Origin of the sequence: Streptosporangium sp. NPDC050284, from assembly GCF_044459525.1 — a bacterium.
In the GTDB taxonomy this organism is placed as follows: Bacteria; Actinomycetota; Actinomycetes; order Streptosporangiales; family Streptosporangiaceae; genus Streptosporangium.
On sequence record NZ_JBITIZ010000008.1, the window covers coordinates 175,371 to 196,777 of the forward strand.

Genomic DNA, 21,407 nt, shown 5'->3' on the forward strand with positions numbered 1-21,407 from the left:
GGAAGCGTACTTCCAACAAGTGCGCTTCTGTGCGATGAGGAGCGTGGTCCGCGTTCCCCTCCGGAAGGGCGCACAGCCGATCGTTCGCACGGGACGAGACGGGCGACTCCCTCCGGCGCGTAAGGTTCTCGCCGGATGTCGCCCGAGTCCGTGATGAAAGACGATTCGCGATCGGTGGCCCGCCGGGACCGTGGTCGTGGCCCCGTCCGGACCCGCACCGGCGGACTTCAGGAGGCTTCCCGCGAGAGGCGACGGCCGGGATACGGTCTGACCGCCTTGAGTAAGAGATCTTCGCTTGGTTGCGGCGGTGTAATGAGTCGGGACCCTCAGGTCGCGAGCCATAGGATGACAGTGTCCAATTGCCATTCCACGAAACGGGTTCAACGACTCATGTCCGCCATAACCCGCGACGAGGTCGCTCACCTCGCCCGGCTGTCCCGGCTGGCGCTGGCCGACGAGGAGCTCGACCACTTCGCCGCCCAGCTCGATGTGATCATCGGTGCGGTCGCCCGCGTCGCCGAGGTGGCGGCCGACGACATCCCGCCGTCCTCGCACGCGCTCCCCCTCACCAACGTCTACCGTCCCGACGAGGTGCGACCCAGTCTGACGCCGCAGGAGGCGCTGTCCGGCGCCCCGGCGGTCGAGGACGACCGCTTCCGCGTCCCGCGCATCCTCGGGGAGGAAGCATGAGCCTCATCCGCAAGTCCGCCGCGGACCTCGGCGCGCTGATCGCGAGCGGCGAGGTCTCCGCCGTCGAGGTCGCCCAGGCCCACCTCGACCGGATGGCCGCCGTCGAGCCGAAGGTGAACGCCTTCCTCCACGTCGACGCCGAGACGACCCTGGAACAGGCGCGCGCCGTCGACGCCCGCAGGGCCGCCGGCGAGGAGCTCGGCCCGCTGGCCGGGGTGCCGATCGCGCACAAGGACGTCTTCACCACCAGGGACATGCCGACCACGGCCGGATCGAAGATCCTCCAGGGCTGGAGGCCGCCGTACGACGCGACCGTGACCCGCCGCCTGCGCGAGTCCGGGCTGGTCATCCTCGGCAAGACCAACCTCGACGAGTTCGCGATGGGCTCCTCCACCGAGAACTCGGCGTACGGCGTCACCCACAACCCCTGGGACCTCTCCCGCATCCCCGGTGGCTCCTCGGGCGGCTCCTCCGCCGCGGTCGCCGCGTACGAGGCCCCGCTGTCCACCGGCACCGACACCGGCGGCTCGATCCGCCAGCCCGCCGCGGTCACCGGCATCGTGGGCATGAAGCCCACCTATGGCGGTTCGTCCCGATACGGCCTGATCGCCTTCGCGAGCTCGCTCGACACCCCGGGCCCCTTCGCCCGCAACGTGCTCGACGCGGCGCTGCTGCACGAGGCGTTCTCCGGGCACGACGTGATGGACTCCACCTCCGTCGACGCCCCGGTGCCCTCGGTCGTCGAGGCGGCGCGCAACGGCGACGTGGCGGGGCTGCGCATCGGCGTGGTCAAGGAGTTCGGCGGCGACGGCTACCAGGCGGGTGTGCTCGCGCGCTTCCACGAGACCGTGGAGCTGCTGGAGTCGCTGGGCGCGAAGGTCTTCGAGGTCTCCTGCCCGTCGTTCACCACCGCGCTCCCGGCGTACTACCTCATCGCCCCCTCGGAGTGCTCCTCCAACCTGGCCCGCTTCGACGCGATGCGCTACGGCCTGCGCGTCGGCGACGACGGCACCCGCAGCGCCGAGGAGGTCATGGCCCTGACCCGCGCCCAGGGCTTCGGCCCCGAGGTCAAGCGCCGCATCATCCTGGGCACGTACGCGCTGTCCAGCGGTTACTACGACGCCTACTACGGGCAGGCGCAGAAGGTCCGCACGCTCATCGCACGCGACTTCGAGGCCGCCTTCCAGCAGGTGGACGTGCTCATCTCGCCGACGACGCCCACCACGGCGTTCCCGATCGGCGAGCGCGCCGACGACCCCATGGCGATGTACCTGGCCGACCTGTGCACCATCCCGACCAACCTGGCGGGCAACGCGGCGATCTCCGTGCCGTGCGGCCTGGCCGACGAGGACGGACTGCCCGTCGGTCTGCAGATCATGGCCCCGGTGCTCGGCGACGACCGCTGCTACCGGGTCGGCGCCGCGGTGGAGAGGGCACTCCAGAGCCGGTGGGGCGGCGACCTGCTGTCCAAAGCGCCGGAGCTGTAGGGCTTTTCCGGGACCGTGGGGCGAGGGTTCGTGGGGCTAGGGGGAGACAGGTGACAGGGAGAACGGTGGCATGATCACTCGGATCGAGATCGACGGGTTCAAGTCCTTCTTGAGCTTCGATCTCGATGTGCCGCCCTTCCTCGCGCTGGTCGGTCCCAACGCGAGCGGCAAGTCGAACCTCTTCGACGCCGTGGGGTTCGTGGCGGCCGAGATCGAAGGTTCCGGGGGGCTGCTCGGGGCGACCCGAGGGCTGCCCGGAGAGCAGTTCCACCGGGTCGCCCACGGCTCGGCGGTGCCGGGGTTCGTCGTCTCGGTGGAGGCGCTGGTCACCCCGGAGCCGGGCTCCGTGGTCCCGGTCAGGTTCGACGTGGGCGCGGAGATGGTGCTGAAGATCCCCAGATCCAGCGGTGCCGTCGTCAGCCACGCGGTCCAGCGGATCCCCGAGGAGCTGCTGGAGCTCATGGTCGAGGACCCCGACCCGGAGGGCACACCTCGCCGTACGGTCCAGTCGTGGCGCCGATACTCGCCGTCACCGGCGGCGATGCGCCGCCGGTGCCCCTCGGCCGACCGGGGGCCGCTCGCGGCCGACGGCGCGAACCTGGCCGCGGTGCTCGGACGGATGGCGGGCACGGGGGCGCTGGCCGACCTCGCGGCCGACCTTGCCGGGGTGGTTCCCGACGTCATCGGCCTGGTGCCGCGCGTCGAGCGCGGGGAGTGCTCCTTCGAACTGCTCGTCGACGGCCAGGGAGTGGTTCCCGCGGCGCTGCTGTCCGACGGCACCCTGCGGATCCTCGGTCTCCTCACCGCCCTGCACGATCCCGACCACCCGGGCACGCTGCTGGTGGAGGAGATCGAGAACGGTGTCCACCCGGCTCGTCTCGGCGAGCTGCTCCGGCGGGTGCGCCGCCGGATCACCGTGCCCGGAGGTTCCGAGCCGCTGCGGCAGCTCATCCTCACCAGCCAGTCCCCGATCGTCGTCGCCGAGGTCTACCGGACCGAGCCGGACGCGCTCACGTTCCTCGACACCGCGGTCCGCGTCGACCCCGACAACGACCGGGTCTCGCGGGTGACCGTGGCCAAGTCGATCCAGCCGGACGGCGAGCCCGGAACGTTCGTCTCGCCCCGGCAGGTCCGCGAATACCTGGGAGCGGCGGCATGAGCAGCCGCCCCCTGGTGCCGGGACTCATCGCGGAAGGGGAGGTCGACGAGGGTTTCCTCGGCATCGTGATCTCCAGGCAGCTGCGCGAGCTCACCTGGATGTCGCCGTACGCCGTCGACGTCGAGGCGACGAAGGTCGTCTCCTGCGACCGGGAGCACCTGGTCGCCGCGCTGGAGGAGCTCGCGGCCGACTGCCACCTGGTCTTCACGCACGAGGACGAGCGGGAGCGCCGCCGCAGAGACGGTGTCCGCTATCACTCGCACTACCTGGTGCCGGTGATCGGGCTGGGTGAGACCGAGGGCTGGATGCTCGCCGACCCCGCCGCGTGGGCGAAACTGGAGGGCAGCGACCTCGGCAGGCTGCCCACGCGACCCCGCGACGTCGAGAGGATCTCCGACCCCGCGGGGGTGCTGGCCACGACCGTCCCCCGGCGTGGCAAGCCCGCCCGCGACTACTTCGAGTACATAGGACGCAACATCGACCTCGCCGTTCTGGCCCAGGTGCCCGCCTACGCGAACTGGGTGGCCGAGACGAGGAACGCGTTGAAGGGACTTGGATATCTGTGACGTTTTCTATGGAAATGGTGAACGACAATTGAGCGCCGAGAGAGCCCGACGCAGTGAGCGTAGTGGCGCGCGAGGAACGAGCGCTCCGCGTAGCGAGCGAGGAGTGGTGAACGACAATGAGCGCTGAGACGTTGATGCCGTACGACGAGGCGCTGGAGCGCTTCGAGCCGGTGCTCGGCCTGGAGACACACGTCGAGCTGGGTACGGCGTCGAAGATGTTCTGCGGCTGCCCGACCGCGTTCGGCGCCCCGCCGAACACGCACGTCTGCCCGGTCTGCCTGGCGCTGCCCGGCTCGCTGCCGACGGCGAACGCCGCCGCGATCGAGGCGACGATCCGCATCGGCCTCGCGCTCAACTGCTCCATCGCCGAGTGGTGCCGCTTCGCCCGGAAGAACTACTTCTATCCGGACATGCCGAAGAACTACCAGATCAGCCAGTACGACGAGCCGCTCTGCTTCGACGGTTACCTCGACGTCGAGGTCGACGGCAAGACCGTCAGGATCGAGATCGAGCGTGTCCACCTGGAGGAGGACACCGGCAAGTCCACCCACGTGGGTGGCGCGACCGGCCGCATCCACGGCGCCGACTACTCGATCGTCGACTACAACCGGGCGGGCATCCCGCTGGTGGAGATCGTCACCAAGCCGATCCCGGGGACCGACAGGCTCGCCCCCGAGGTCGCCCGCGCCTACGGCACCGAGCTGCGCGAGCTGGTGCGCGGTCTCGGTGTCTCCGACGTGCGCATGGAGGAGGGCTCCATGCGCTTCGACGTGAACGTCTCCCTCATGCCGCGCGGCTCCTCGGAGTGGGGCACCCGCACCGAGACCAAGAACGTCAACTCGCTGCGCAGCGTCGAGCGTTCCGTACGGGGTGAGATCGAGCGCCAGGCCGCGATCCTGGCCGACGGCGGCCGGATCATCCAGGAGACCCGCCACTTCCACGAGAACACCGGCACCACCACCTCGGGACGGTCCAAGGAGGAGGCGCAGGACTACCGCTACTTCCCCGAGCCCGACCTGGTGCCGATCGCCCCCGACCCCGCCTGGGTCGCGACCCTCAAGGCCGCCCTGCCCGAGCTGCCGGGCACGCGGCGCAAGCGGCTCCAGCAGGAGTGGGGCGTCTCCGACCTGGACATGGCCTCCATGCACAACGCCGACGCCATCTCCCTGGTCGAGGCGACGGTCGCCGCGGGCGCCCCGCCCGCGGACGCCCGCAAGTGGTGGATGGGCGAGCTGGCCCGCCGCGCCAACGAGGCCGGGCTCCCGCTGAGCGCGCTGAGCATCACCCCCGACCAGATCGCCAGGGTGTGCGCGATGGTCGCCGGGGGAGCGCTGAACGACAAGCTGGCCCGCCAGGTGCTTGAGGGCGTGCTGAACGGCGAGGGCTCTCCCGACGAGGTGGTGGCCGCCCGCGGCCTGCAGATCGTCAACGACGAGGGCGAGCTCATGGAGATCATCGACCAGGTCCTGGCGAGCAACGCCGACGCGGCCGACAAGGTCCGCAGCGGCAAGGTCGCCGCCGTCGGCGCCCTGGTCGGCGGCGTCATGAAGGCGAGCAGGGGCAAGGCCGACGCGGGCCGCGCCCGCGAGCTCATCCTGGAGCGCCTCGGCGTCTCCGGCTGACCGGGCGATCCGCGTGCGGGGTTTCCCGGAGGCTCACGCGACGGGCTGAGAGTGGCCCGCGCGTGAGGCTTCCGGGAAGCCCACGCGGAAGGTGCCGCGAGGATCTCGCGCGACGGCGTCCGAGAGGTCGCGCCGGAGGTTCCGTGAAAAGATCGCGCGACGGCGTCCGAGAGCCCGCGCCGGAGATTTCACGGCCGGTCCGCGCGAAGGTCTCTTCGATGTCGCGCGGGGTGCGTGAGGTTAGTTCGATGTGGTCTGGGCGGTTACGAGTTCGGCGTACCTGCCGGCGGTGGCCATCAGTTCGTCGTGGGTGCCGCGTTCCACGACGCGTCCGGAGTCGATCACCAGGATCAGGTCGGCGTCCCTGATCGTGCTCAGCCGGTGGGCGATCACGATGCGGGTCTGGGTGAGCCAGAACAGGTTGGACTCGATGGTCGCCTCGGTGGCGCTGTCCAGGTTGCTGGTGGCCTCGTCGAGCAGCAGGATCTTCGGCCGCGGCAGGATCGCGCGGGCGAGCGAGAGCCGCTGACGCTGGCCGCCGGAGAGGCCGCCGCCGTCGGTCAGCATCGTCTCGTACTTCATCGGCATCGCCATGATCTCCTCGTGCAGCGCCGCCACCTCGGCCGCGGCGACGACCCGCTCCAGGGGGGCGTCCGGGAGGTTCAGTGCGATGTTCTCCCTGATCGATCCGCTGAACAGGGAGGAGTCCTGGCCGACCACGCCGAACTGGCGGCGCAGGGTGCGCAGGTTGAGCTCGGAGGCCGGAACGCCGTCGTACAGGATCTCGCCCTCCACCGGGGTGTGCAGGGTGAGCAGCAGCCTGGCCAGCGTGCTCTTGCCGGAGCCCGAGGCGCCCACCAGCGCGACCTTCTGACCCGGCCGGATGGAGACCGAGACGTCCCTCACCACCCACGGGCCGCGGGGGTCGTGCCGGAAGCCCACGCCGCGCAACTCCACCGCGCCGCGCAGCCGGAGCACCTCGATGCCTTCGCTGGGTTCGGGTTCCGAGGCCAGGATGTCGGAGAGCCGGTCGAAGTGCGCGCCCGCCTGCTGCAGGCTCTGCAGGCCGGTCATGAGCGAGCCCAGCGGGGTGAGGGCGCCGAGCGCGATGGCGTTGAGCGCGATCAGCGCGCCCACGGTCAGCTCCCCGTCGAGGACCCGCCACGTGCCGAGCCACAGCAGGCCGAGCGGGGCGACCACCCGGATCGCGGACAGCGCCGCCTCCACCAGGCCCCGGGTGAGGCCGCTGCGCACGTCGGCGTTGAGCTGCTCGGTGAAGTGGGCCGACCACTGCTCCACCGCCCGGCTCTCGGCCCCGGAGGCCTTCAGCGTCTCGATGCCGGTGATCGCCTGGATGAGGCTGCTCTGCGACGCGGAGTAGGCGGTCAGCTCCCGCTGGGTGAGGAGGTTGATCCGGCGGGTGGTGGCCAGCACCAGGAGCCCCTGAGCCACGATCACCCCGGTCAGAGCGAGCCCGAAGACGGGATCCCAGACGTAGACGAGTACGAGGTAGCCGATGGCGAGCGGGCCGTCCAGCAGCGCCGCCACGATCTGGCCGGTGAGGATGTCGCGCAGTGTGGAGACGCTGGCGGCCCTGGTCAGCAGGTCGCCCTTGCCGCGCTGCGCGAAGTACCGGTACGGCAGCGTCACCAGGTGGCCGATCACCCCCTCGGTGAGTTCCTGGTCGGCGCGGGCTCGTACCGCCACCAGCAGCGCCGCCCGCAGGTAACCGATCACGAACTGGGCCACCCCGGCCAGCAGCACGGCCCCGCCGAGGAGGGGGAGCAGGTCGGCTCCCCGCGAAGGAATGACCTTGTCGATCAGCAGCTGGGAGAGGAGGGGCAGGGCCAGGCCCAGTAGTTGCAGCAACAGCGAGGCGGCGATGACCTGCGCGAGCAGGCCGCGGCGGCGCCGGAACAGGGTGCGGACGAACTCGCGCCGCCAGGCGCTCGCCATCGAGGACGTGCCGCGATGGAACCCCTCGCCGGGTTCGAAGACCAGCAGTACGCCGGTGAACCCGGCGCCGAACTCCTCCGCGGTGAGGCGGCGGCGGCCCTGCCCGGGGTCGACGAGGTCCACCCGGTCGGGTGACCAGCGCTCGACCACCACGAAGTGGTTGAACTCCCAGTGTGCGACCGCGGGCAGCGGCACACGCGCCAGGTCCTCGGGGGCGAGGGAGAAGGCACGCGCCTTCAGGCCGTGTTCGCGGGCACCCTCCACGATGGCCTTGGCGCTCAGTCCGTCCCTGCCGACCTGGAGCCGTTCGGACACCTGGTGCAGCGTGGTGCGGTGGCCGTGGTGGCAGAGCACCATCGCCAGGCACGCCGCGCCGCACTCGGTGACGCTGTTCTGCAGCAGGACCGGTACGCGGTTCCTCATCCGCCCGCTCCCAGCACGAGCGTGATCAGCGTGGCACCGGCCGCCAGGATGGCGGCCACCACGATCCACAGCAGCAGGAACGACGGACCGCTGATCACCAGCGGCATCCTGGCGGCGGCGCGGGACCGGGCATGCCGGCGCAGCGCCTCCTCCCGGTAGATGGGCCGCCCGTGGCCGCTCCCCGAGGGGGGACCGGCCGGTGAGGACGGTGTCGGCGCGGCGGGGCCGGCCGCGGAGGGGGGCCGCGTACGGTACCCCTCGTTGTCCTCCCAGTGCCTCACCCGGTGCCGGCCGGGCGCCGGGACGGCCTGTGTGCTGTCCGGATCGATCACGACCAGTGCCACTCGATCGTGGCCGAGGCGCGACGTTCCGCCAGCCAGCGGGCGAACGCGGCGCGTCCGGCGGCGGCGAGGGTCTCGGCGTCGTCGGTGGCCGGGCTCCTGGACAGGACGGCGCCGGTCAGGAAGCCGCCGTCGTGCAGCTCCACCGGGCCGACGACCCGGCCGGGCACCGCACCGCGCAGTGCCTCGGGCAGATCCGTCTCCCAGCGGGTCGCGAAGGTCACCACCGTCTCCTCCGCTGGCGTCCCCTCCCCGAAGGAGGTCAGGGCGGCGAGGAGGTCGGCCGTGGCGGCGGCGGTCACCTTCTCTTCGCCGGTGATCCACACGGCCCTGACCCGGGCGAAGGCGCCGGGGTTCGCGGCCAGGTGGCCCGGGGCGAGTTCCGCCTCCTTGTCCCGGCGGAAGCGGCGGCGGCGGGCGATCCCGGTGATGTACGCCTCGAACTGCTCGCCGGACATCCCGGCCTCGGTCATCCAGGCCAGGGTCGACGCGCGGTCGTGCAGCCCTCTGCCCCTGCGGAACTCGTCGGCCGTCGCCTGGAGGTCGGCGGCGGTGAGCGGTTCGGCGCCGGCGGCTTCTTCGGCGGCCTCGACGAGCAGGCACTGGTCGACGATCTCCTGGTACGGCGACGCGTCCCTCCGGGAGAGGGAGCGCAGCATGGTCAGCGCCTGGGGAACCGTCACGTCCACGTCGTTGACGCTGACCAGATACCCGGCCGCCCAGTGCGTCGAGTGGTCGATCAGCCAGGGCACCCCGTCCTCGGGAGGGGCGGTCAGCGCGACCGTGCCGCCTTCGGGATGGTCGAGGAGCAGGTCGTAGTCGACCACCGGGGTTCCGGGGCGCCGGTCGACGACGAGCTGTGCCCGGATCTCCGGGTGCCGCGCCGCCCACTCGCCGACGGCACGGTGGGCGTCGGCGACGCTCGCGTCGCGGCGGGGCAGCGTACGGAGCAGGGAGACCCCGGATCGCAGGGCCTGCGCGAAATCGGTCACGGTTTCTCTCCGTTCATGAGCCAGCCCGCGATCGCGTCGCTGACGGGCAGTCCGCTCCACAGCTCGACGAACCCCCACGCGCCGTTGGAGTTCAGTTCCAGGAAGACGTACTCGCCGCCGGGGGTGACGATGAGGTCCAGGGCCGCGTAGGTCAGGCCGACGTCGGCGACCAGCCGGGCACAGCGCGACGCCACCTCGGCGGGCAGTTCGTGCACGCCGTACCTGACCCGGTCGTTGTCGTAGTGCCGCCAGTCGTCCCTCGCCGTCCTGGAGGCCGACGCGTCGATCTCCGCGGCGAACACGCGCTCTCCCACGACGATCACCCGCAGCTCGACCGCCTTGGGGACGTAGGGCTGCAGGATCACCGGCTCGTGCTGGAGGCGGTGCCGGGAGGTCAGGTGGCGGCGGGTGACCACGGTCGTGAACGCGCGGTGTTCGGCGCCGTCGACCTGGAACGGCTCGGCGGTGATCTGCTTGGCGACCAGCCGCTCCGCCGATTCGTACGCTTCTGCGAGTTCGGCGGGGTCGTTGGTGTAGACCGTGTCGGGTACGGAGAAGCCCAGCTCGATCGCACGCGCCATGTGGAAGATCTTGTTGTGCGCGCGGCGTTCGTCCGCACGGCGTCCGGGCAGCCAGCGCGCGGGCAGGAGGCTCCACACCCCGTCCAGCATGAACTCCGCCTGCCGGTCGACGTGCGCGCGGTGACTCGGCTCGGCCACGGTGTCGGCCGCGGAGGGCGCGCCCGGACGGCTGCGCCAGACCGCGGTGATCCGGGACAGGTCGATCGTCTCCGCGCCGGTGTCCAGCAGCAGCCGTCGTTCCCCGCCGGTGAACGACGCGGTGATCCGGCTGCGGCTCGGGAAGTCACCGGTGTCCCACCACAGCACCGGCGTCCCCGAGCAGGTCGCGGTGGTGTTCGCGTCGCCGTTCGCTCCCACCAGGTGAGCGCCGCGCCGCCGGAGTGCGGCCACGACCCTCTCGACCGCCCCGTCACCCCGCCTGCTGATGATCAGAATCACTGTCCGGTCCCGTCTCGAAGGCGCGGCGGAACGGGCCTCCCGTCCCGCCGCGCCGTGTTCGTCCGATGCGCCGTCCGCCGAGGGCCGGCCCGCCTCACCGGGGGTGAGGTCCCGTCGGCGGGCCGGCCCGATCAGCCGCTGGATCCGCGGACTAGTACTGCCACCACTCGCACGGCAGGTCCTTCTTCCACGCGCTGACCGACCACTTGCCGCCGGACACCTCGCCCAGCTCGGCCTCGGCGAGCTCGGCACCCTCGAAGGGCAGGTCGTCAATCGTGATCTTCGACATGATCATTCCTCTCGGCCGCGTCGTCGCGGCCCCGACTGGTCCTCCGGCCTCGGTGTAGAGAGCCGGTCACCGGGTTCCCGCTTTCGGCCCCCGGTTCTACGGAGGAACCTAGGAACGATCACTTGTGGACCACTTGTGTTCCGCTTGGGGGCACGAGGGGCCGGGGGCCGTGGCCGCCCGGAGCAAAGCCCGCAACGCCACCTGGACCACCGGCGGAACCGGCCCGGTGACGGATGTCGAGGATCCTTTCGGTCGCCTGCGTGCCCCTAATCGGAAGGGCCTCTTTTATGTGGTAATTCACATTTCTGAAACTGAACAGGTGTTGACGAAATTCTTGATGGCTTGCACAGTAATCACTGCAGTCTCACCTTTAACTCCGGCATGACCTGACCTCACGATCGGAAGAACGTCGAATGAAAAAGCTCCTGGCATTCGCCGCCGCGACGTTGACGGCCGCCGCAGGGATGGCCGTTGCGGCCGTTCCCGCTCATGCGGACCCGGTGAGCAGTGCTTTCGTCCTGTCGGCGGCCCCGGCCGTGGACGCGGTGGTTGTGGCGGACGGGGTGCGCCTGCGATCGAGCCCGGGAGGGTCGACGGTCATCGGCTATCTCTACTACGGCGATTACGGGCAGATTCTCAACCCGAACTCGACGGGCGGCTGGTGCAACTTCCGGCTGGGCGCCAGGTCGGCCTCGGGATTGCCCTCCGGCACCACGGGATGGGTTTCGTGCAGCTATCTGGCAAGGGAGGACGGCTGGAAATTCAACGGACCGGCCGTCGACACCCTGCGGGAATAGCCTCCTTTCCCGGACAAGACCCGGCCGCCCGGCTCCCCACAACCGGGCGGCCGTTTCCCGTTTCCCGTTCCCCCGTTTCCCGTCGCGGGCCCTCGCGGGCGTGTCGTAGGCCCGTCGTGGGCCCGTCGTGGGCCCGGCGCAGGGGTCCGGCAGCACGTCGTGACGCCCCGCCGTCGCGTCATCCGTCCAGGAGTTTGAGGCCGATGACGCCGACCAGGATGAGCGCGAGGCAGCCGAGCCTGGCGGGCGCCGCGCTCTCGCCCAGGGCGACGACGCCCACGGCGGCGACCCCGAGCGCGCCGAGTCCGACCCAGACCGCGTACGCGGTGCCCAGGGGCAGGGTCCTGAGCGCGAAGGTGAGCATGACGAAGCTCAGGACCGCCGCCGTCACCCCGAAGAACGCCGGCCAGAACCGGGTGAACCCGTCCGAGCGTTCGAGCGCGGTGGCCCAGACGATCTCCAGTGCGGCCGCCGTGAGAAGCAGAACCCAGGCCATGGCGGTCAGGCCGTGCTGCCCGCGTCGACGGTGATGGTGGCGCCGGTGATGTTCCTGCCACCCTCTCCCGCCAGGTGCGCGACGGTGGCGGCGATGTCGCCGGGGTCGCAGTAGCGGGCCAGGGCGGTGAGGCGCCGTTCCTCCTCCGCCTCGGGGCCGTCGGCGGGGTTCATCTCGGTGTCGGTCGAGCCGGGCTGGACGAGGTTGGCCGTGATGCCCCGCGGGCCCAGGTCCCTGGCGAGGCCCTTCGTCAGGCCGACCAGTGCGGACTTGCTCATCGCGTAAAGGGTCCACCCCGGGTACGGCACGCGTTCGGCGAGGCTGCTGCCGATGCAGATGATCCGGCCGCCCTCGCCCATGTGCCGGGCGGCGGCCTGGGCCAGCACGAACGAGGCGCGCGAGTGGATCGCGAGCGTGCGGTCGACCTCGGCGAGCGTCACCTCCTCCAGCGGTCCGAACGGGGCGATGCCTGCATTACCGACCACGATGTCGATCCGCCCGAACTCGGTGATCGTCCGTTCGACCGCGGCGACGAGCGCGCCCGCGTCGGTGGCCTCCGCCGCCATGGCCAGCCCACGGGCGCCGGCGGCCTCGATCTCCTTGACGACCGCCGCCGCCCGCTCCTCCGAGCGCGCGTACGTGATCACCACGTCGGTGCCCTCCGCGGCGAGGCGTACGGCGATGGCGGCGCCGATCCCACGGCTTCCCCCGGTGACGAGGGCGACCCTGCGTGTCATGGTGTGCTCCTTAAGCGGAATTGGTTCCGTTTAACCATAAAGCGGAACTTATTCCGCTTACAAGCCTCCAGTAGCCTGTGATCGTGGACGTCGTCACGAATCCCCGCCGCGAACGGGTCGACGCGGCGCGCAACCGGGCGAAGATCCTCGCCGCGGCCGCCGGCATCGTCGCCGCTCACGGCGTCGAAGGGCTGTCGATGGCGGAGGTCGCCGCCGCGGCGGGGGTCGGTGTCGGCACGCTGTACCGCAGGTTCGGCGACCGCTCAGGTCTGGCGTACGCGCTCATCGACGAGCGGGAACGCGAGTTCCAGGCGGCCTTCATCGAAGGACCGCCGCCCCTGGGCCCCGGTGCCGACGCGCCCGCCCGCATCCGCGGCTTCCTGCACGCCCTCGCCGACAGGACGGTGGAACAGCTGGACCTGCTGGTGATGGCCGAGACGGCGACACCGTTCGCCCGCTTCGGGGGCGCCTACGACGCCTACCACGCCCACCTGTCGATGCTCGTCACCCAGGCCAGACCCGGCTCCGACGCCTACGTCCTCGCCGACGCCCTTCTCGCCCCGCTCGCCGCGCCGCTGCTCGCCCACCGCCTGCGCGAGCACGGGGTGACGGTCGAGCGCGTCAAGGCGGGGCTGGACGACCTGCTGGCCGCGTTCACTCCCTGAGCGCGCGGGCTCCTCGGTGGTTCGAGGGTGGGGCGCGCGGAGCGTGGGCCCGCGAGAACCACCGGAGGACGCCCGCGTGAGACCCTGCGACGGAGGCAGGCCACTCCACCTGACCGGGCGGGGAACGTGCCCGCGACCGTCATCGGAGAACGCAAGCCGAAACAGGCGCGGGAAAGGAAACGGGCACGGGCGTCCGTCCGTGCCCGCGTGTGCCGCATCCGGTGCGGCCGGTTCCGATCAGGCGCTGCGGCGACGGGCGGCCACCCTCCTGATGAGGGGCGTGAACAGCGCCAGAAGCGAGATGACCAGCAGCGTCGCCGCGATCGGGCTCCTGACCAGGACCGTCACGTCACCCGCACCGATCGCGAGGGCCCGGCGGAGCTGGATCTCGGCCATCGGGCCCAGGATCAGGCCGATCACCGCCGGGGCCACCGGCAGGCCGAAGCGGCGCATCGCGAAACCGAGCATGCCCAGGACGTAGAGGATGACCAGCTCCACCCAGGAGGAGTTCAGCGCGTAGACGCCGAGCGCCGCGAACAGCACGATCCCCGAGTAGAGGTAGGGCCGGGGGATCTGCAGCACCCGCGCCCAGAGCGGGGCGAGCGGCAGGTTGAGCACCAGCAGCATGGTGTTGCCCACGAACAGCGAGGCGATCATGCCCCAGACCAGCGCCGGGTTGTGGTCGAACAGCTGCGGGCCCGGCTGCAGCCCGTACTGCTGGAAGGCCGCGAGCAGGATCGCGGCCGTCGCCGAGGTGGGCAGGCCCAGCGTGAGCAGCGGGACGAGCGTGCCCGCCGCCGAGGCGTTGTTGGCGGCCTCGGGACCGGCGACCCCCTCGATCGCGCCCTTGCCGTACTCCTCGCGGGCGACCCCGCGTGCCAGCCGCTTCTCGACCGAGTACGACAGGAACGTGGGGATCTCCGCGCCGCCGCCGGGCAGCGCGCCGAACGGGAAGCCGAGCGCGGTGCCGCGCAGCCACGGCCGCCAGGAACGCGACCAGTCGGAGCGGCCGAGGAACGCCCGGCCGACCGGGATCACCTCCGGCCGGTCGTGCCGCAGCCGCGAGGCGACGTAGAGCACCTCGCCCATGGCGAAGAGCCCGACCGCGACGATCACCACGTCGATGCCGTCGAGCAGCTGGGGGACGCCCAGGGTGAGCCTGGCCTGCCCGGTCTGCTGGTCGATGCCGATGAGCCCGATGACCAGGCCGAGGCCGAGCGAGGCGAGCCCTCGTACGACGGAGCGGGACAGCACCGACGACACGGCGGTGAACGCGAGGACGGCGAGCGCGAAGTAGTCCTCGGGGCCGAAGGAGATCGCGAAGTCCACCACCAGGGGCGCGGCGACGACCAGCAGCGCGGTGGCGATGGTGCCCGCGACGAACGAGCCGATCGCGGCCGTCGCCAGCGCCTGGGACGCCCGGCCGCGTTTGGCCATCTTGTTGCCCTCAAGGGCGGTGATCATCGAGGAGCTCTCGCCGGGCGTGTTGAGCAGGATCGAGGTGGTCGACCCGCCGTACATGCCGCCGTAGTAGATCCCCGCGAACATGATGAACGCGCTCTCCGGAGGGACGGTGAACGTGATCGGCAGCAGCAGCGCCACGGTCATGGCCGGGCCGATGCCGGGCAGCACGCCCACCAGCGTGCCCAGCGTGACGCCCACCAGCGCGTAGAGCAGGTTCACCGGGGTGAGCGCGGTCACGAAGCCGTCCAGCAACAGCCGCAGGGAGTCCACTCAGATCACCCCGGACAGCAGTCCGGCCGGCAGCGTCACGCTGAGGCCTTTGACGAACAGCAGGTAGGTGAGGAAGGACACCAGGATCGCGACGGCCCCCGCGCGCAGCCGCCGGGTCGCCCCGAGGGTCACGGACAGGCCGAAGAAGAGCAGCGCGCCCGCGATGATCCAGCCGAGCAGGTCCAGCAACCCGGTGAAAGCCAGGAAGATCACGCTGACCAGCGCGACCGTACGCCAGTCGGCCCGCGCGGCCGAGTCGGCGTCTTCGGCGTCCTCGGGGTCGCCGTGACCTCCCCTGAGCACGTCGACCACGTAGAACAGCCCGATCAGCAGCATCGCCCCCCCGACGAGGGCGGGGAAGAACCGGGGGCCGAGACCGAGGACGGAGCCCGCGGCGGTGACGTCGGCGGTACCGACGATCACGAACACCCCCAGCGCGAGGACCAGCACCGCCGGCCCCAGCTCGGGCCGCCGCCACGACCACCCGGCCGCGGTCTCGGTCGCCGCCCCGCCTTCCGAGGGCGGGGCGGAATCCAGGACGGGATCGGGACCGGAATCCGAGCCCGGCCCCGGGGACACACCGGTACCGCCGTCGCCCGCGCGGGCGACGGCGGCTGGTTCGGATCCGGATCCGGATCCGGTGCCGGTGCCGGTGCCGGTGCGATCAGACGGGTCTTCTACGGGAAGCATCAGGAGACGAGGCCCATCTCCGCGATGATGCCCTTGACCTTGGTCTGTTCGGCCGCGAGGAAGTCGGCGAACGGCTGACCGGTCTGGAAGACGTCGGCCCACCCGTTCTTGAGCACCGCCTCCTTCCACGCGGAGGAATCGTGCATCTTGGTGACCAGGTCGGTGAGGCTCTTCTTCGCCCCGTCGTCCAGCCCGCCGGGCGCGACGAAACCCCGCCAGTTGGCCAGCTCCACGTCCAGGCCCCCCTCCTTGAGAGTGGGGGCGTCGACGTTGCCGAGCCGCGCCGGAGAGCTGACGCCGAGAGCGCGCAGCTTGCCGGACTTCACGTGCTCGGCGAACTCGCCGATGCCGGAGATCCCCATCGCGACCTTCTCACCGAGCAGCGCGTTGAGCGCCTCGCCGCCGCCGGAGTGGGCGATGTAGTTGACCTGCCTGGGGTCGATGCCCGCGGCCTTGGCCATCAGGCCCGCCACGATGTGGTCGGTGCCCCCGGCGGAGCCGCCCGCGATGGCGATCTTCGTCGGGTCCGCCTTCCACGCCGCCACCAGCTCGCCGAGCGTCTTGTACGGTGACCCCGCGGGGACCACGACGATCTCGTACTCCTCGGTGAGCTTCGCGATCGGCGTGGTGTCGGCCAGGGTGACCTTCGACTTGTTCTGCTCGATCGCGCCGACCATGACCAGGCCCATGGTCATCAGCAGGTCACCGTTGCCCTTCTCGCCCGCGAGCTGGGCCAGGCCGATGGTGCCGCCCGCGCCGGGCACGTTGTAGACCTCGATCTTGCGCGACGGCTCGGCGGTCTTGAGCGCCTCGCCGGCGACACGGGAGGTCTGGTCCCAGCCGCCTCCGGGCGAGGCCGGAGCCATGATTCTCAGCGCGCTCGTTCCCGAGCCACCATCGGAACCGCAGGCGGTGAGGGCGGCGAGGGACAGCACCGCGAGGGCGGCCAGTCTCCGAAGTCGCATGGTCAGCTCCAAACAAACGTCAATAAAGCGTGGTGAGGATGGTGACCCCGGGAGGTCGCCCTGTCGATGCTTTGCGTGGTTGCCGTCGTATCGGTCGTATTGGTCACGCGTCCTCGACCGCGCCGTTATCTCGGGCTGCTTTCATCGAGGTCTCCGACCAGGAGTCAACTCGTGCGACGCTTACTCGACGCCTCGCTCGGCACCCAGCTCTTCGTGTTGCAGACCGTCATCGTGTTCCTCGCGGTCGCCGGCACGGCAGGTGTCTGGATGGAGCACACCCGCGCCCTGCTGGACCGTCAGTACCGGCAGCGCGCCCTGGCGATCGCCGAGTCGGTGGCGGGGCTTCCCCAGGTGCGCGAGGCGTTCGCCCTGCCCAGGCCCGAGCTGAGCCTGCAGCCGATCGCGCTCGGGGTGCAGGCGGCGACCGGCGCCGACTACGTGGTGATCGCGAACCGCGACCAGATCCGCTACGCCCACCCCAACCCGAGCCTGATCGGCAAGAGGCTGTCCACCGACGGCTCGGAGATCCTCACGAACGGGCGGCGCTGGACCGGCGTCCAGACGGGCACCCTGGGCCGCTCGGTACGCGGCAAGGCCCCGATCTTCGACTCCTCGGGACGGGTCATCGGCCTGGCCTCGGTCGGGATCCTGGAGGAGCGCCTCGCCGACCAGCTCGGCGAGGCGCTCCCGCCGCTGCTGTGGACGGTCCTCGCCGTCCTCGTCGCCGGGTCGGGCGCCGCCGCGCTGATCGTCCGGCGGGTACGCCGCCAGACGTTCGGCCTGGAACCGGGAGAGATCGCGGCCCTGCTCGAACAGCGCGAGGGCGTGTTGCACGGCGTCAAGGAGGGGGTGCTCGCCCTCGACCTCCAGGGACGGGTCACGCTCGTCAACGACGCGGCGCGCGAACTGCTCGGCCTCTCCCGGCACGACGTCGGCCGGAGCCTGCGGGAGATGCCCCTGTCCGACCGGATGCGGGACGTGCTCGACGGCGTGGACCCCGGCGACGACAGGGTGGTGCTCCACCGAGACCGGGTGCTCGTACTCAACCGGACCCCGGTGGCGGTACGGGAACTGCAGAGCGGCTGGGTGGTCACCCTGCGGGACCGTACCGAACTGGTGCGCCTGACCCGCGAGCTCGACCGGGCGAGCACCACGACCGGCGCGCTGCGCGCGCAGGCCCACGAGTTCGCCAACCGGATGCACACCGTGGTCGGCCTGCTGGAACTCGGCGAGTACGAGACGGCCGTCAGCTACATCACCCAGACCACCGAGGCCTACAGCAGGCACGCCTCGGGCATCAGGGAGAAGGTCGCCGACCCCACGCTGGCCGCCCTGCTGCTGGCCAAGTCGGCCGAGGCGGCCGAGCGGGGCGCCACCCTGGTGCTGTCCGACGACTCCCGGGTGGAGGAGGGCATGCTCGGCGACCCGCACGACGCGGTCCTGGTCGTCGGCAACCTGGTCGCCAACGCCCTCGACGCGCTGCAGGAGACCGGGGGAACGGTGGAGGTCTCGGTCCGTACCGAGGTGGACGGGCTGTGCGTCCGGGTCGGTGACTCCGGTCCCGGGATCACCCCCGGCCTGGTCCACGAGGTGTTCAGGGAGGGCTTCACCACGAAGGCGGCCCACGCGGGGCCGCGCGGCCTGGGCCTCGCCCTCACCCGCCAGACGTGCTCACGCCGGGGTGGCTGGGTGCGGGTGCACAACGCGGGCGGCGCCGTCTTCACCGCGCTCCTTCCCACCAGGGAACCCGCCCCGCCCTCCGCGGAAGGAGCCCTCGGCGGGTGGGTCGATCGAGCGCCGCCGGCGCCCGCCCCGCCCCCTGCGGAAGGAGCGGGGGAGCCCGCCTCCACGGAACGGAAGGTGCCGAGTTGACCGGGGACACGCACGTGGGCGACATTCGCGTCCTGGTCGTGGACGACGACTTCATGGTGGCGAGGATCCACGGCGGCTACGTCACCAGGATGCCGGGCTTCACGGTCGCCGGTGTCGTCCACACCGGGGGCGCCGCGATCGCCTCGGCCGCGGCGCGCAGGCCCGACCTGGTGCTGCTCGACATCTACCTGCCGGACATGTCGGGACTCGACGTCCTCAGGAAGCTCAGGGGGGCCGCGCAACCGGTGGACATCCTGGTGATCACCGCCGCGCGCGACGTCACCACGGTCCGGGCGGCGATGCGCGGCGGCGCGGTCAACTACCTGATCAAGCCCTTCACCGCCCGCGCCCTGACCGAGCGCCTCGAACAGTACGCCGAGACCCGCAGACGCCTCGCCACCCTCGGGGACGAGGCCCGCCAGGACGAGGTCGACAGGCTCTTCGGCGCGGTCAGGGGGGTTCCGCCACCGCTGCCCAAGGGGTTGTCGGGCACCACGTGCTCCCTCGTCGCCGAGGCGCTCAGGGAGAGCGGCGGCGACCTGTCGGCGACCGAGACGGCGACGGTGACCGGTCTGTCCAGGGTGAGCGCCCGCCGGTATCTGGAACACCTGTGCGCGGTGGGCCAGGCGGAGCTCCGCCCGAAGTACGGCACGGCGGGGAGACCCGAGCATCGCTACCGATGGACAGGATGATTTGTTATTTCATTCTGGGCGGAGGCTGACCAATGTGGTTTAAGGTTGCCGGAGGTGGAAGCTGCGAAGCAGGAGGATGCGGAGGCCGTGCGGAACGCCGGAGCGTCTGTGAACCCACCGACGGACCCCTTTGAGGCAATGCCCCTTCCTTCACGCCCCGTGCCACCGGGCGCCCGCGACCCGCGACGAGCTCCCGGCACTCAGGCCGCCCAGCCCCAGGGGGGTTCGCGCCTTCCCCCCGGTGTCTCGCCCGACATCTTCGGTCCCACCGGCCACGGAGGATCCTCGGGCCCCGGCAGGCCCGGCCCCGGTGGTCCGCCACCGCCCCGTGGGACGACGCTTCCCCCCGCGGCCCAGCCCCCGCAGCCCTGGCAGATGGCCACGCCGGAACGCCCCTTCCGGCGCGACGAGCCGACGCTCGTCCCCGGTGGCGACGGCGGGTTCCCGCAACCGGAAGGGCTCCGCTACGAGGAGCCGCCTCCGCGTCGCCGTAAGGCCCGCAGGCTCTTCCTGATCGTTTTCGCCGTGCTCTTCGTCGTCGCGCTCGCCTACGCGGTGCCCGCCGTCATCATGTCCGGCAAGATGCTGCCGGGCACCACCGTGCGGGGCATCGACATCGGCGGCCTGACCGCGACCGAGGCGGCCGACAAGCTCAGGGACCGTCTGTCGGGCAAGGCCGGCGAGAAGATGACCCTGCTGGCCGCGGGCAAGCGTTACGACTTCGACCCCGCGAAGTCGGGCCTGGAGTTCGACGTGGTCGCCACCATCGCCCAGGCGCCCAGCGGATTCCCCAGCCCCGCCGAGGTCTGGCGGGCCTTCACCGGCACCACAGACCTGGAGCCCAAGGTCTCCTCCGATCTTGAGAAGATGAGAGCCGCGGTCGCCGGCCTGGCCAAGAGGGTCGACCTCAAGGTCCGCGAGGGCTCGGTCACGTTCGAAAACGTCAAGCCCGTCGTCGTCACGCCCCGCGACGGCCGGGAGCTGGAGCGGGAGGCCGCGGTCGCCGCGATCACGAAGGCCTTCCTCGGCCCGGAGAAGGAGGTCCGCCTCCCGGTCTCGGTGATCAAGCCGATGGCCGGAGCGGAGACGGTCAAGCAGGCCGCGGCCAGTGCGCGGAAGGCGCTGTCGGGACCGGTCACACTGACCTTCGCCGGCAAGCAGACCCAGCTGCCGGTGGAGACCCTCGCCGCCCACCTGTCCTTCAAGCCGGACAGCTCCGGCGGCATGAGCCCGAAGTTCGACGCCAAGAACGCGGTGGCCTCCGTGGAGGGGGACCTGATCGACTCGGCCCTCGCCCCTCGCGACCCCACGTTCCAGATCGTCGGGGGAAAGCCGAAGCTGGTGCCCGGACGCAAGGGCAAGGGCGTCGACGACGAGCGGCTCGCCACCGACGTGGCGAACATGGTCGCCCGTGACGGCGACCGGACGATCCCGGTCTTCCTCGCCACCGTCAAGCCGAGGATGTCCGACGCCGACGCGCGCAAGCTCGGCATCAAGGAGCGGATCAGCCAGTTCACCACCCCCTACACCTGCTGCCCGCCGCGGGTCACCAACATCAGGACGATCGCCAAGCTCCTGGACGGCCACCTGGTGAAGCCGGGTGAGACCTTCTCGCTCAACGGCGTCATCGGCCAGCGCGACACGGCACGCGGCTTCGTCCCCGCCCCCATGATCCAGGGCGGCAGGCTGGTCGACTCGGTCGGCGGCGGCATCTCCCAGTTCGTCACCACCATGTACAACGCGGTGTTCTTCGGCGGCCTTGAGGACGTCCAGCACATGGCGCACGAGTTCTACATCTCCCGCTACCCGGCCGGGCGCGAGTCCACGGTCTCCTGGCCCCAGCCCGACTTCCGCTGGAAGAACGACTCGCCGTACGGGGTGCTGGTGAAGACCTCCTACAACGACAGCGGGGTCACCGTCGCCTTCTGGAGCACCAAGCGTTACGAGATCGAGTCGATCTCCTCGGAGAGATACAACGTCACCCCGTTCAAGAGCGAGACCGACAGCGGCCCCACCTGCATCCCGATGGTGGGCCAGAACGGTTTCACGATCGACGTCTGGCGCGTCTTCAAGCAGGACGGCAAGGAGATCAAGCGCGTCAAGAAGACCACGGTCTACCGTCCCGAGCTCGACCTGAAGTGCGTGTCCGAATAATCACGGTGCCGGCGCGCCCTGCGCGGCCGGACGGTGCGGTCGCGAGGGGCGGCGCCACCGG

Annotated in this window: 20 protein-coding genes; 10 read left to right on the forward strand and 10 right to left on the reverse strand. The window is 71.1% G+C overall.

Annotation, left to right across the window (positions count from 1 at the left end; genetic code table 11):
- Window positions 1–390 precede the first annotated feature (390 nt).
- From gatC to gatB, 5 genes are all read left to right on the forward strand, one after another.
- Window positions 391–690, forward strand: a complete 300-nt coding sequence (gene gatC / locus ACIBH4_RS20340) for an Asp-tRNA(Asn)/Glu-tRNA(Gln) amidotransferase subunit GatC (RefSeq protein WP_350947603.1) — start codon at window positions 391–393, stop codon at window positions 688–690.
- Window positions 687–2,177, forward strand: a complete 1,491-nt coding sequence (gatA, locus tag ACIBH4_RS20345) for an Asp-tRNA(Asn)/Glu-tRNA(Gln) amidotransferase subunit GatA (protein WP_362507709.1) — start codon at window positions 687–689, stop codon at window positions 2,175–2,177. The genes gatC and gatA overlap by 4 nt, the downstream gene beginning before the upstream one ends.
- A 70-nt stretch (window positions 2,178–2,247) precedes the next feature.
- Complete coding sequence (locus ACIBH4_RS20350) at window positions 2,248–3,336, forward strand: AAA family ATPase (protein WP_362766340.1); 1,089 nt, start codon at window positions 2,248–2,250, stop codon at window positions 3,334–3,336.
- The gene (locus ACIBH4_RS20355) at window positions 3,333–3,902 is read left to right on the forward strand and encodes a hypothetical protein (protein WP_362507715.1); all 570 of its coding nucleotides are present in this window, start codon (window positions 3,333–3,335) and stop codon (window positions 3,900–3,902) included. The genes ACIBH4_RS20350 and ACIBH4_RS20355 overlap by 4 nt, the downstream gene beginning before the upstream one ends.
- A 116-nt stretch (window positions 3,903–4,018) precedes the next feature.
- Window positions 4,019–5,524: an Asp-tRNA(Asn)/Glu-tRNA(Gln) amidotransferase subunit GatB gene (gatB, locus tag ACIBH4_RS20360; protein WP_362507718.1), complete on the forward strand. Its 1,506-nt coding sequence runs from the start codon at window positions 4,019–4,021 to the stop codon at window positions 5,522–5,524.
- A gap of 240 nt (window positions 5,525–5,764) precedes the next feature.
- Here the strand turns inward: gatB and ACIBH4_RS20365 are convergent, their stop codons facing one another.
- From ACIBH4_RS20365 to ACIBH4_RS20385, 5 genes are all read right to left on the reverse strand, one after another.
- Window positions 5,765–7,903, reverse strand: a complete 2,139-nt coding sequence (locus tag ACIBH4_RS20365; protein WP_362507721.1) for a peptidase domain-containing ABC transporter — start codon at window positions 7,901–7,903, stop codon at window positions 5,765–5,767.
- Window positions 7,900–8,247, reverse strand: coding sequence for a hypothetical protein (locus ACIBH4_RS20370; protein ID WP_362766337.1), 348 nt, complete (start codon window positions 8,245–8,247; stop codon window positions 7,900–7,902). Before ACIBH4_RS20370 ends, ACIBH4_RS20365 begins: the two co-directional genes overlap by 4 nt.
- Window positions 8,232–9,236 carry a TIGR04500 family putative peptide maturation system protein gene (locus ACIBH4_RS20375; protein ID WP_362766335.1) on the reverse strand — a complete coding sequence of 335 codons (1,005 nt, stop codon included), beginning with the start codon at window positions 9,234–9,236 and terminating at the stop codon, window positions 8,232–8,234. The genes ACIBH4_RS20370 and ACIBH4_RS20375 overlap by 16 nt, the downstream gene beginning before the upstream one ends.
- Window positions 9,233–10,255: an MvdC/MvdD family ATP grasp protein gene (locus tag ACIBH4_RS20380; RefSeq protein WP_362507730.1), complete on the reverse strand. Its 1,023-nt coding sequence runs from the start codon at window positions 10,253–10,255 to the stop codon at window positions 9,233–9,235. The genes ACIBH4_RS20375 and ACIBH4_RS20380 overlap by 4 nt, the downstream gene beginning before the upstream one ends.
- 151 nt (window positions 10,256–10,406) lie before the next feature.
- Window positions 10,407–10,544 carry a putative ATP-grasp target RiPP gene (locus ACIBH4_RS20385; protein ID WP_350947614.1) on the reverse strand — a complete coding sequence of 46 codons (138 nt, stop codon included), beginning with the start codon at window positions 10,542–10,544 and terminating at the stop codon, window positions 10,407–10,409.
- 413 nt (window positions 10,545–10,957) lie between these two features.
- Between ACIBH4_RS20385 and ACIBH4_RS20390 the strand changes: the two genes are divergently transcribed.
- Window positions 10,958–11,341, forward strand: coding sequence for an SH3 domain-containing protein (locus tag ACIBH4_RS20390; protein ID WP_362507733.1), 384 nt, complete (start codon window positions 10,958–10,960; stop codon window positions 11,339–11,341).
- A 178-nt stretch (window positions 11,342–11,519) separates the two neighbouring features.
- Here the strand turns inward: ACIBH4_RS20390 and ACIBH4_RS20395 are convergent, their stop codons facing one another.
- Window positions 11,520–11,837: a multidrug efflux SMR transporter gene (locus ACIBH4_RS20395; protein ID WP_362507736.1), complete on the reverse strand. Its 318-nt coding sequence runs from the start codon at window positions 11,835–11,837 to the stop codon at window positions 11,520–11,522.
- 5 nt (window positions 11,838–11,842) lie between these two features.
- On the reverse strand, window positions 11,843–12,574 hold the full coding sequence (locus ACIBH4_RS20400; protein WP_362507739.1) for an SDR family oxidoreductase: 732 nt from the start codon (window positions 12,572–12,574) through the stop codon (window positions 11,843–11,845).
- Between the two features lie 83 nt (window positions 12,575–12,657).
- Between ACIBH4_RS20400 and ACIBH4_RS20405 the strand changes: the two genes are divergently transcribed.
- Window positions 12,658–13,239: a TetR family transcriptional regulator gene (locus ACIBH4_RS20405; protein WP_362507742.1), complete on the forward strand. Its 582-nt coding sequence runs from the start codon at window positions 12,658–12,660 to the stop codon at window positions 13,237–13,239.
- A 237-nt stretch (window positions 13,240–13,476) separates the two neighbouring features.
- On the opposite strand, the gene ACIBH4_RS20410 is transcribed toward ACIBH4_RS20405, so the two are convergent.
- The 3 genes from ACIBH4_RS20410 to ACIBH4_RS20420 are packed head-to-tail and all read right to left on the reverse strand — an operon-like array spanning window position 13,477 to window position 16,628.
- Window positions 13,477–14,973: a tripartite tricarboxylate transporter permease gene (locus tag ACIBH4_RS20410; RefSeq protein ID WP_362766332.1), complete on the reverse strand. Its 1,497-nt coding sequence runs from the start codon at window positions 14,971–14,973 to the stop codon at window positions 13,477–13,479.
- Window positions 14,974–15,663 carry a tripartite tricarboxylate transporter TctB family protein gene (locus ACIBH4_RS20415; RefSeq protein ID WP_399172581.1) on the reverse strand — a complete coding sequence of 230 codons (690 nt, stop codon included), beginning with the start codon at window positions 15,661–15,663 and terminating at the stop codon, window positions 14,974–14,976.
- Window positions 15,663–16,628: a tripartite tricarboxylate transporter substrate binding protein gene (locus ACIBH4_RS20420; RefSeq protein WP_362507751.1), complete on the reverse strand. Its 966-nt coding sequence runs from the start codon at window positions 16,626–16,628 to the stop codon at window positions 15,663–15,665. The genes ACIBH4_RS20415 and ACIBH4_RS20420 overlap by 1 nt, the downstream gene beginning before the upstream one ends.
- Before the next feature lie 171 nt (window positions 16,629–16,799).
- On the opposite strand from ACIBH4_RS20420, the gene ACIBH4_RS20425 reads away from it, so the two are divergent.
- The 3 genes from ACIBH4_RS20425 (at window position 16,800) to ACIBH4_RS20435 (ending at window position 21,346) form a co-directional block, all read left to right on the forward strand.
- The gene (locus tag ACIBH4_RS20425) at window positions 16,800–18,500 is read left to right on the forward strand and encodes a sensor histidine kinase (RefSeq protein WP_362765741.1); all 1,701 of its coding nucleotides are present in this window, start codon (window positions 16,800–16,802) and stop codon (window positions 18,498–18,500) included.
- A 53-nt stretch (window positions 18,501–18,553) separates the two neighbouring features.
- Complete coding sequence (locus tag ACIBH4_RS20430) at window positions 18,554–19,192, forward strand: response regulator (protein WP_399172638.1); 639 nt, start codon at window positions 18,554–18,556, stop codon at window positions 19,190–19,192.
- Window positions 19,193–19,567: 375 nt separating this feature from the next.
- Window positions 19,568–21,346 (forward strand): VanW family protein, encoded by a 1,779-nt coding sequence (locus ACIBH4_RS20435; RefSeq protein ID WP_362507760.1) that lies wholly within the window; start codon window positions 19,568–19,570, stop codon window positions 21,344–21,346.
- The last annotated feature ends 61 nt before the right edge of the window (window positions 21,347–21,407 follow it).